Annotated in this window: 1 protein-coding gene; it reads right to left on the bottom strand. The window is 76.9% G+C overall.

The annotated features are described in order from the left end of the window. Nucleotides 1–33 precede the first annotated feature (33 nt). Entirely contained in the window at nucleotides 34–11,886 is an 11,853-nt protein-coding gene (locus ACOJVX_RS10900) for an SDR family NAD(P)-dependent oxidoreductase (RefSeq protein ID WP_422647493.1), read from the bottom strand. Nucleotides 11,887–11,994 lie beyond the last annotated feature (108 nt).

The raw sequence follows: 11,994 nt of genomic DNA, 5'->3' as shown, positions 1-11,994 counted from the left end.
GCTGGTTGTCGCTGGTCTCTGGGGCGGGCCGCGCTAGGAGATGCCGAACTCCTCGCTGAGGAGGTCCGCGAGTTCGTCGGCGGAGGCGTCGGCGATCCGGTCTCCGACGCCGACGGCCCCGGCTGCCCCGGCCTCGGTGTCGGGGGTGGTGAGCCGCTCGGCGAGGGCGTGCAGCCGCGCGGCGAGCGCGGCCCGGCCGGACTCGTCGGCGCCGAGCGCGTCGACGGCGGCGTCGATCCGGTCGAGTTGGGCGAGGAGCGCGGAGGTGGACGGGACGCCGTCCAGGTCCAGTTCCGCCAGCAGCGCCCGGCCGACGGCCCTGGGTGTGGGGTGGTCGAAGGTGACGGTGGCGGGCAGGGTGAGGCCGGTGGCCGCGTTGAGCCCGTTGCGGAACTCGACGGCGAGGAGCGAGTCGAACCCGAGGTCGGCGAAGGCCTCGTCCGGCTGGACCCGGCGGGTGCCGTCGTGACCGAGGACGGCGCTGGCGCGGTCGACGGCGAGTTCGGTGAGCCGTTCCGCCGCCTCGGCGGGGGACAGCCCGGCCAGCTGCCGGACCAGGGTGGAGGTGTCGGGGGCGGGGGCGGTGGTGGTGGCGGTGCGGCGCACCGGTCCGGCCAGGTCCCGCAGCAGCGGCGGGGCGGCGGCCCCGAGCCGGCGGGGGTCGACCCGCAGCGGGACGAGCAGCGCCTCGGGTCGCCGGGTGGCCTGGTCGAACAGTCCGAGCGCCTGGTCGGCGGTCAGTGGCGGGAAGCCCTGTTCGGCGAGGCGGCGGCGGTCGGTGTCGGTGAGGTCGCCGGCCATGCCGGTGTCCGCCCACAGGCCCCAGGCCAGGGACTGGCCGGGCAGGCCCCGCTGCCGGCGGCGGAGGGCGACGGCGTCGAGGGTGGCGTTGGCCGAGGCGTAGCCGGCCTGCCCGGGGGCTCCGAGGACCCCGGCGGAGGAGGAGAACCCGACGAAGAAGGACAGGTCGTGGGTGCGGGTGGCCTGGTCGAGCAGCTCCGCCGCGTCGGCCTTGGGCGCCAGCAGCGCTCGGACGCGGTCGGCGGTGAGCGAGCCGAGGACACCGTCGTCGACGGTCCCGGCGGCGTGCACCACGCCCTGCAGATCGGGGTGGGCCCCCAGCAGCGCGGTCAGGGAGTCCTGGTCGGTGACGTCGCAGGCGGTGACGGTGACGGCGCCGTCGTGGTCGGCGACGAGGTCGGCGGCTCCCGGGGCGTCCAGGCCCCGGCGGCTGGCGACGACGACGTGCCGGGCGCCCCACGCGCTGACCAGGTGGCGGACGAGGTGCGCGCCGACCCCGCCGGTGCCGCCGGTGACCAGGACGGGGGCGTCGGGGTCGAAGGCCCTGGGCACGGTGACGACGATCTTGCCGACGTGCCGGGCCTGGCTCATGAACCGCAGGGCCTCGGAGCACCGGCGGATGTCCCAGGTGGACACGGGCAGGGGGGTGAGGGAGCCGTCCTCGAACAGGGGGAGGAGTTCGGTGAACATCTCCCGGATCCGCACCGGACCCGCCTCCAACAGGTCGAACGACCGGTACTCCACCCCCGGGAACTCCCCCGGGTCCCGCAGGTCGGTCTTGCCCATCTCCACGAACCGACCACCCTCGCCCAACAACCCCCTTGAGGCGTCGACGAACTCCCCCGCCAACGAGTTCAGCACCACGTCCACCCGCCCGAACCGCTCCGCGAACCCGGTGTCCCGAGAGGACGCCACCCGCTCCGGGGCCACCCCCAACGCCTCCACGAACCCCCGCTTCACCGGCCCGCACGTCCCGTACACCACCGCACCCCACTCCCGGGCCAACTGCACCGCCGCCATCCCCACCCCACCGGCGGCCGAGTGCACCAACACCGACTCCCCCTCGACCAACCGGCCCAGGTCCCGCAACCCGTACCAGGCGGTCAGGAACGTCACCGGCACCGTCGCCGCCTCCGCGAACGACCACGACCCCGGGAACCGGGACCACATCCGGTGGTCGACGACCACCTCGGAGGCGAACCCGCCCTCGCACAGGCCCATCACCCGGTCACCCACGGCGAACCCGTCCACCCCGCGTCCGACCTCGGTGACGACCCCGGCGGCCTCCAGGCCCAACGGCAGGGGTTCGCCCGGGTACATGCCGAGCACGGTCATGACGTCACGGAAGTTCACCCCGGACGCCCGCACCGACACCCGGATCTCGCCGAGGCCCAGCGCCTCGCGGCGGGCGGTGTCCACCCGGACCCCGTCGAGGGAGCCGCCGGGTTCGGTACCAACCGTCCACGGCGTGCCCGGCAGGGACAGCCCGCCGTCGACGGGGCGCATCCTCGGTGCCCAGAGCCGACCGGAACGCAACGCCAGCTGCGGTTCGCCGGCGGCGACCGCGCCCCGGACCTCGGGGGCGTTCACCGACAGGGGGCGGTCGGTGTCGACGAGCAGGATCCGCCCCGGGTTCTCCGACTGCGCCGAGCGCAGCAGCCCCCACACCCCCGCGGCGGCCGGGTCCACCGGTGCCTCCGCCAGGCCCTCGTCCGGGTCGGCGGTGACCGCGTCGCGGGTGAGGACGACGAGCCGGGTGCGGGTGAACCGGTCGGCGGCGAGGAACGTCTGGACGAGGTCGAGGGCGGCGACCGGGCCGGTGCCGCTGGCCGCCTCCCAGAACAGGACGTCGGGTGCGGTGTCGAGGTCGCGGAGGGCGTCGGCGCCGGTGACGCGGTCCCACGACCAGCCGACGGTGCCCTCGGTGGGGCGTTCCACCGCCCGCCACGCCACCTCGTGCAGGGCGCCCCCGGTGGCCGCGGCGGCGCGCACACCCTCGGGGGAGGCGGCGCGGAGCATCAGCCGGTCGACGGTGAGGACGGGGACGCCCTCGGCGTCGACGGCGCGCAGGGAGACGGTGTTGTCGCTGAGCCGGGAGACCCGCACCCGGACGGCGGTCGCTCCCGAGGCGTGCGGGGTGACCCCGCGCCAGGAGTAGGGCAGCAGCGGGCCGCCGTCCCCGGCGGGCAGCAGCTGGGCGGCGCCGACGGCGTGCAGGGCGGCGTCGAGCAGGGCCGGGTGCACGCCGAAGGCGGTGGCCGGGGCGTGTTCCGGTTCGGGCAGTTCCACGGAGGCGAGGGCGTGGTCGCCGTCGCGCCGGGTGGCGCGCAGCCCCCGGAAGGCGGGGCCGTAGTCCAGGCCGGCGGCGGCGAAGGTCTCGTACACGCCGTCGGTCCCCGCCGACACGGGGGCGCGGCGGGCGAGGTCGGCGTCCGGGGCCGGCGCGTGGTCCGGGCCGGCCGACAGGGCACCGGTGGCGTGGACCCGCCACTCCCCCTCGGACTCGAGGCGGGCGTGCAGGGTGAACGGCCGGTGTCCCTGGTCGTTCTCCCGGGCCACGACGAGGCGCAGCTGGGTGGGTTCGTGGTCGGAGAGCACGAGGGGCGCGGTGGTGACCAGTTCGTCGACGGTGCCCCGGCCCACCTCGTCGCCGGCGCGGACGGCCATCTCCACGATGGCGGCGCCGGGGACGACGACCTGCCCCAGGACGCGGTGGTCGGCCAGCCAGGGCCGGCTCGTGGTGGACAGGGCGCCGGTGAGGACCACCGCGCCGGTTCCGGGCACCTCCACGGCGGCGGCGAGCAGCGGGTGGTCGGTGCCGGTGACACCGAGCCCGCTGGTGTCGGCGGCGGGCCGGGAGGTCCCGGTGAGCCAGAACCGTTCCCGGTCGAACGGGTAGGTGGGCAGGTCGACCCAGTCGCCGGCGCCGAACAGGTCGTCCCACTCCACCGGGACCCCGGCGCAGTACAGTTCGCCGACCGCCGCGAGCAGCGACGCCGCCTCGGGTCGGTCCCGGCGCAGGGCGGCCACGGCGCGCCCCGGCTCGGCGAGGACCGTCGCGGCCAGCCCGGTGAGGGTGGCGTCGGCGCCCAGTTCCAGCACCGCGTCCACTCCCGACGCCTCCAGCGCGGCGAGGTCGTCGGCGAACAGGACGGGGGCCCGCACGTGGTCGACCCAGTAGTCGGGGTCGGTCCAGCGGTCGGCCGGTCCGCCGGTGACGTTGGACAGCCCCGGCAGGGTCGGGGCGGCGAACCGCACCTCCCGCAGCACGCGGGCGAAGTCGGCGAGCACCGGTTCCACCAGGTGCGAGTGGAAGGCGTGGGACACCCGCAGCGCCCTGGTCCGCAGTCCCCGGGCCTCGGCCGCCTCGGCGACCGTGGCCACCGCGCCGGACTCCCCGGAGACGACCACCGAGGTGGGGCCGTTGACGGCGCCGACCCCGGCGCCGGGCACCAGGAGTTCCTCGACCTCTCCGCGCCCGGCGGCCACGGCGACCATCGCGCCGCCGTCGGGTAGGGCGTCCATCAGCCGGGCCCGGGCCGCCACCACCCGGCAGGCGTCGGGCAGGTCCCACACCCCCGCCACGTAGGCGGCCGTCAACTCCCCCACGGAATGACCGGCCACCACCTCCGCCCGGACCCCCCACGAGGACACCAGCGCGTGCAGCGCGGCCTCCACCGCGAACAACGCCGGTTGCGCCCAGCCGGTGCGGTCCAGCGCGTCGGCGTCCGCACCGAACACGACCTCGGCCAGGGGGCGGTCGGCGGCCAGTTCGGCGTCGAGGGCGGCGCAGACCCGGTCGAAGGTGTCGGCGTAGACGGGGAACCGGTCGTGCAGTTCCCGGCCCATCCCGATGCGTTGCGAGCCCTGCCCGCCGAACACGACAGCCAACTGGTGCACCGGGACCACTCCTGAGACGAGTCGGGGGTTCGTTTCTCCTCGGGCGAGCGCGCCGAGCGCGGCCGACGCGGCCGGCCGGTCGTCGGCCAGGACGACGGCGCGGTGGTCCAGCCGGGCCCGGGTGTGGGCCAGCGACCGGGCCAGGGCGCCCAGCGGGACCTCGGGGCGGGTGTCGACGAGCTCGGCCAGCCGGGCCGCCTGGGCGCGCAGCGCCGACGGTGTCCGCCCGGACAGCAGGAGCGGGACCGGGTTCTCCGTCCTCCCGGGTTCCTCGCGGGCCGGTGTGGGCGGCGGTGCCTCGAGGACCACGTGGGCGTTGGTGCCGCTGAAGCCGAACGACGAGACGGCGGCGCGGCGGGGCCCGGGGGTGTCGGGCCACGGCCTCGTCTCGGTGGCCAGCCGCACGGCGCCGGCGGACCAGTCGACCCGCGAGGTGGGGGTGGTGACGTGCAGGGTGCGGGGCACGGTGCCGTGCCGCATCGCCAGCAGCGCTTTGATGACGCCGGCGACGCCGGCGGCGGCCTGGGTGTGGCCGAGGTTCGACTTGACCGTTCCCAGCAGCAGCGGCGCCTCCCGGTCGGCGCCGTAGGTGGTCAGCAGGGCGTGCGCCTCGATGGGGTCGCCCAGGGCGGTGCCGGTGCCGTGCGCCTCCACGACGTCGACGTCGCGGGCGGTCAGGCCGGCGTCGGCGAGGGCGGCGCGGATGACCCGCCGCTGGGCCGGGCCGTTGGGGGCGGTGAGCCCGCTGGCGGCCCCGTCGTGGTTGACGGCGGAGCCACGCAGCAGGCCGAGGACGTGGCGGCCGTGGCGTCGGGCGTCGGAGAGGCGTTCGAGGACGAGGACGCCCACGCCTTCCGACCAGGCGGTGCCGTCGGCGTCCTCGGAGAAGGACTTGCACCGGCCGTCGGCGGCGAGCCCGCCCTGCCGGGAGAACTCGACGAACGCGGCCGGGGTGCTCATCACGGTGGCTCCCCCGGCCAGGGCCAGGGTGCTCTCCCCGGTGCGCAGCGACCGGGCGGCCAGGTGCACGGCGACCAGGGAGGAGGAGCAGGCGGTGTCGACGGTGAGGGCCGGCCCTTCCAAACCGAGGACGTGGGCGACCCGGCCGGAGGCGACGCTGCCGGTGGTCCCGGCGCCGAGCAGGCCCTCCACCTCGGGGGGAGCGTCGGCGAAACCGGGGCCGTAGTCGTGGTACATGATGCCAGTGAAGACGCCGGTCCGGCTGCCCCGCGCGGACCGGGGGTCGATGCCGGCGTGTTCGAGGGCCTCCCAGGAGGTTTCCAGCAGCTGGCGTTGCTGCGGGTCCATCGCCAACGCCTCGCGGGGGGAGATCCCGAACAGCCCGGCGTCGAACAGGGCCGCGTCGTCGAGGAACCCGCCCTCGCCCACCGAGCTGGTGCCGGGCCGGGTGGGGTCGGAGCCGAGGACGCGGTGGAGGTCCCAGCCCCGGTCGGTGGGGAACGGGCCGATGGCGTCGACCTCGGCGGTGAGCAGGTCCCACAGGTCGTCGGGGCCGCGCACCCCGCCCGGGTAGCGGCAGGCCAGGCCGACGATCGCGATGGGGTCGTCCGAGGAGCCCGCCGTGGGGGCGGCGGCCGGGGTTTCCTCGGGGTGCCCGTCGGCGGCGAGGAAGGCGGCGAGCCGCTCGGCGGTGGGGTGGTCGAACGCGAGGGTGGCGGGCAGGGGCCGGCCGGTGGCGGCGCTGAGCCGGTTGCGCAGTTCGACGGCGGCGAGGGAGTCGACGCCGAGTTCCCGCAGGCCCCGGTGGGCGTCGACCCGCCGGGGGTGGTCGTGGCCCAGTACGGCGGCCAGGTGGGCGCGGACCAGGGCGAGCGGGTCGGACGGCGGGGGCGGGGGTTCGGCGGTGCGGGGGCGGGCGGCGGGCAGCAGGTCGGTCAGCAGGGCCGGCGGGTCGGGGTGCCTGGCGAGCTGCCCCGGGTCGAGGTCGAGGGCGACCAGGGAGGGTTCGGCCCGGGTCATCGCCAGGTCGAGGAGTTCGAGGGCGCGGGGCGGGTCGAGCGGGGGGAACCCGGTGGTGACCAGTCGGCGGCGTTCGGACGCGGTCAGCGTGCGGGCCATGCCGGTGTCCGCCCACAACCCCCAGGCCACGGTCTGCCCGGGCAGCCCCTGCCGGCGGCGCCGGGCCATCAGGGCGTCGACCTCGGCGTTGGCGGCGGCGTAGGCGGCCTGCCCCGGCGCGCCGAGCACGCCCGCCGCCGAGGTGAAGGCGACGAGGAAGTCCAGGTCGAGGTCCCGGGTGAGCTGGTCGAGCGTGCGGGCGGCGCCGGCCTTGGGCGCGGCGACCCGCCGCAGGCGGTCGGGGGTCAGGGAGGTGAGCACGCCGTCGTCGAGCACGCCGGCGGCGTGGACGACGCCGGCGAGGGTGTCGGCGAGGGTGGCGAGCAGGCCGGCGAGTTCGTCGGGGTTGGACACGTCGCAGGGCACGAACCGGACCGCCTCGCCGCAGTCGGCGACGAGGTCGGCGACCCCGGTGTCGGAGCGGGCCGCGACGACCACCCGGGTGGCGCCCCACTGGTGGACGAGGTGGCGGACGACGTGGGAGCCGACTCCCCCGGTTCCCCCGGTCACCAGCACCGTGCCGTGGGCCGTCGGGGACCGCCGGCCGGCGGTGTCCTCGGCGACCGGGGTGAGGCGCGGGGCGAACACCCGGCCGTCGCGGACCGCCACCTGCGGTTCCCCGGTGGCCAGGGCGAGGCGCACCGCCTCGGCGCTGTCGTCGGCGTCGAGGAGGACCAGCCGGCCGGGGTGTTCGGCCTGGGCGGAGCGCACCAGTCCCCACAGGCCCGCCGCCCCGGGCACGACCGGTTCGTCCCCGAGGTCCACGGCGCCCCGGGTGCGCACCACGACGCGGTCCGGCCGGTCGAGGAGGTCGAGGAGCGTCGGCAGCTCCTCGGCGGCGTCGCCGCTGGGTGCCCACTGGGTGGCGGCGGCGGGCGCGGTGGAGGTTGGCGCGACCTCCACCCAGTTCGTGGTGTGGAGGTGACCGCCCGAGGTGGCGGCGGGCGGTGGGGTGGCGGGGCGGAGGGTGAGGCGGTCGACGGTGAGCAGCGGGCGGTCGGTGCCGTCGGTGAGCAGGAGCGACACCGAGGAGTCGTCGAGCCGGGTGATCGTGGCCCGCGCTGCCATGGTGCCCGGGTGGTGCGCGCGCACCCCGCGCCACGAGTACGGGACCAGGGGCGCGCCGTCGTGGTCGGGCAGCAGACCGGAGGGGTGCAGGGCGTGCAGGGTGGAGTCGAGGACGGCGGGGTGCGGCCCGAAGCCCTCGGCGGGGCCGGGGACCTCGACCGAGGCGTGGACGGTGGTCCCGTCGCGGCGCGCCGCCCGCAGGCCCTGGAAGCTCGGCCCGTAGTCCAGGCCGCGTTCCGCGAGTTCCGCGTAGAGCGCGGCGGTGTCGACCGGGTCCGGCGCCGCCGGCGGGGGCGCGGGGGTCGGCGGGGGGCCGGCGACGCCGAGGGTGCCGGTGGCGTGCCGGGTCCACTCGTCGCCCGACTCGGGGCGCGCGTGCACCGTGAAGGGCCGGTCACCGGTCGCGTCGGCCGGTGCCACCACGACCCGCAGCACGAGGGGACCGTCGAGCACCAGCGGGGCGAGGCTGGTCAGTTCGGTCACCTGGGGGTGGCCGACCTCGTCGCCCACCCGCAGGGCCAGGTCGACCAGGGCCGCGCCGGGCACCACGGTCCGGCCCAGCACCCGGTGGTCGGCCAGCCACGGCGGCGTGTCGGGGCACAACCGCCCGGTGAACAGCACCTCGTCCGAGCCGGGGACGTCGACGACACCGCCGAGCAGGGGGTGCCCGGCGGCGCGGACGCCCAGACCCGTGCCGTCGGCGCGCGGCCCGGGGGCGGTGAGCCAGTAGTGGCGCCGGTGGAACGGGTAGCCGGGCAGGTCGAGCGTCCTGGCGTCCTCGAAGAACTCCCGCCAGGACACCGGGACCCCGGCGACGTGCAGGTCGGCCAGCGCGCGGAGCAGGGATTCGGCCTCGTCGTGGTCCCGGCGGAGCGCGGGGACGGCCGGGACCGCGTCGCCGAGGACGAGACCGGTGAGGCCGGTGAGGGTGGAGTCCGCCCCGAGTTCGAGCACGGCGGTGACGCCGAGGCCGGGCAGGGCGGCGACCAGGTCACCGAACAGGACGGTGGCCCGGGCGTGCTCGACCCAGTAGTCGGCGTCGGTCCACCGTTCGGCGGTCCCTCCGGTCACGTTGGACAGCCCGGTGAGGCCCGGTTCGCGGAAGGTGACGCCGTCGAGGGCGGCGCGGAGGTCCGCCAGCGCTGGTTCCACCAGCGCGGAGTGGAAGGCGTGGGAGACCCGGAGCCGGGTCGCGCGGATGCCGCGCGCGGCGGCGGTGCGGACGGCGGCGTCGACCGCGTGCGCCGGGCCGGAGACCACCACGGCCTCGGGGCCGTTGACGGCGGCGATCTCCACCCCGTCGACGCGCAGCGCCTCGGCGGTTCCGCGGTCGGTGTTGAGAGCGGCCATCGCGCCGCCGTCGGGCAGGGCGTCCATCAGCCGGGCCCGGGCCGCCACCACCCGGCAGGCGTCGGGCAGGTCCCACACCCCCGCCACGTAGGCGGCCGTCAACTCCCCCACGGAATGACCGGCCACCACCTCCGCCCGGACCCCCCACGAGGACACCACCGCGTGCAGCGCGGCCTCCACCGCGAACAACGCGGGCTGGGCGTGGCCGGTGCGGTCGAGGCGCGCGGCGTCGGCGGGGCTGGTCTCGCCGAGGACGAGGTCGCGGACGGGGAACCCGAGCTCCGGTTCCAGGGCGGCGCAGACCTCGTCGAGGGCGGCGGCGAAGGCCGGGTAGGCGGCGTGGAGCCGCCGGCCCAGGCCGGGCCGTTGGGTGCCCTGCCCGCCGAAGAGGACCGCCAGCCGCCCGGGGCGGGTGGGGCGGGGGGCGGTGACCTCGGCGAGGCCGGCCAGCAGGTCGGCGCGGTCCCTCCCGAGCACCACCGCCCGGTGGTCGAGGCTGGCGCGGGTGGTGGCCAACGAGTGGCCGAGGTCGGCGGGCTGGGCGCCGTCGCGCAGCACCTCGGCGATGTTCCGTGCCTGGACCGGCACCGCCTCGGGGGTGCGGGCCGAGAGCACCAGGGGTGTGAGCGGGCCGCGCACCCGGCCGGGTGTCGCGTTCGGTGGCGGGGGCGGCGCCTGTTCGAGGATGACGTGGGCGTTGGTGCCGCTGATCCCGAAGGAGGACACGGCGGCCCGCCGGGGCCGGTCGTGCTCGGGCCACGGGGTGTCCTCGGTGGTGAGGGTGACCGCGCCGGAGGTCCAGTCGACGTGGCTGGTGGGCCGGTCGACGTGGAGGGTGCGGGGCAGCACGCCCCGACCCAGGGCCAGGGCGGTCCTCAGGACGCCGGCGACGCCGGCGGCGGCCTGGGTGTGGCCGAGGTTCGACTTGACCGACCCCAGCAGCAGCGGGGTGTCCCGCCGCTGCCCGTAGGTCGCGAGCAAGGCCTGCGCCTCGATCGGGTCGCCGAGGGCGGTACCGGTGCCGTGGGCCTCGACCGCGTCGACGTCGGCGGGTTCCAGCCCGGCGGCGGCCAACGCGGTGCGGATCATGCGCTGTTGGGCCGGCCCGTTGGGGGCGGTCAGCCCGTGGGACGCGCCGTCGGAGTTCACGGCGGTGGCACGGACCACGGCGAGGATGCGGCGGCCGTGGCGGAGCGCGTCGGAGAGCCGTTCCACGAGCAGCAGCCCGGCGCCCTCGGACCAGGCGGTGCCGTCGGCGGCGTCGGCGAAGGACTTGCAGCGCCCGTCGGGGGCGAGGCCGCGTTGCCTGGCGAACTCGACGAAGAGGTGCGGGGAGGTGAGGACGGTGGCGCCGCCGACGAGGGCGAGGCGGCTCTCCCCCGACCGCAGGGACCGGGCGGCCAGGTGCAGGGCGACCAGGGAGGAGGAGCAGGCGGTGTCGACCGAGAGGGCGGGGCCTTCGAGGCCGAGCGTGTAGGCCAGGCGCCCGGAGGCGACGCTGGTGGTGTTCCCGGCGAGCAGGTAGCCCTCGACCTCGGGGACCCCGTGGCGGGCGTCGCGGTCGTAGTCCTGCCCGGACACGCCGACGAACACCCCGGTGGGGGTGCCGCGCAGCGACCGGGGGTCGATGCGGGCGTGTTCGACGGCGCGCCACGCGGTTTCCAGCAGGACCCGTTGTTGGGGGTCCATGGCCAGCGCCTCGCGGGGTGAGATGTCGAAGAGGGCGGCGTCGAACAGGGCGGCGTCGGCGAGGAACCCGCCCCGGTCCACGTAGGTGCGGCCGGAGGCGGCCGGGTCGCTGTCGAAGAGGTGGTCGAGGTCCCATCCCCGGTCGGTGGGGAAGGGCCCGGTGACGTCGCGGCCCTCGGCCAGCAGCCGCCACAGGTCCTCGGGGGAGTCGACGCCGCCGGGGAAGCGGCAGGCGGCGCCGATGATGGCGATGGGCTCCGCCTCGGTCTCGTCCCTCTCGCGCACCCGGCGGGTCAGGCGCTCGTTCTCCTTGAGCGACGCCCGCAGCGCTTCGACGAGCCGCTCGTCAGCCTCCGCCATTCCGCGTCTCCTCCGCAGGGGTCGAGCCGTCCAGCAGCACGCTAGGTCGGGGTGGGGGGTGGACCAATGGCACGCGTCCACCCCGGGGGCATTGCCGGCGCACTCCGCCAGGCGGGTCAGTCGCCGGCGCCGGCCAGGGCCCGGCGGATCAGTTCGTCCGGGTCGAGGGAGTCCAGTTCGGACTCGGCGTCCTCGGTGGGTGGCGTCGCGGTGCCCGGGTCGGTGCCCGGGTCGGCCGTGGGTGGCCGCAGGGTGTCGAGCAGGTGGTCGGCCAGCGCCTCGGGTGTCGGGTGGTCGAAGACGGCGGTCGCGGTGAGGCGGACACCGGTGGCCCGCACCAGCCGGTTGCGGAGTTCGACGGCGGTCAGCGAGTCGAATCCCAGGTCGCCGAAGCCCTGGTCGGGTCGGATGTCGGTGGTCTCCCCGTGCCCGAGGACGCTCGCGGTGTGTTCCCGCACCACGTCCAGCACGGCGGCGCCGGCCCGGGCGGTCGGGAGTGCCGCGAGGCGGTCGACGAGGGCCGCCGGGGCGGTGTCCCCTTCGGACGCGGCCCGCCGGGTGGGCCGCACCAGGCGGGCCAGCGGCGGGGGCACCGGGCGGCCGGCCACGGTCGCCAGGTCCAGGCGCAGGGGCAGGCACCGGGGTTCGGCGGTGGTGACGGCGTGGTCGAACAGGCCCAGGCCCTCGGACCGGCCCAGTGGGAGCAGCCCGTCGCGGCGCATCCTGGCCCGGTCGGTGGCACTCAAC

It is taken from the genome of Actinoalloteichus caeruleus (genome assembly GCF_049311605.1).
In the GTDB taxonomy this organism is placed as follows: Bacteria; Actinomycetota; Actinomycetes; order Mycobacteriales; family Pseudonocardiaceae; genus Actinoalloteichus_B; species Actinoalloteichus_B caeruleus.
Note: the sequence above shows the minus strand (reverse complement) of the source record. Positions and strands in the feature narration are given on the sequence as shown.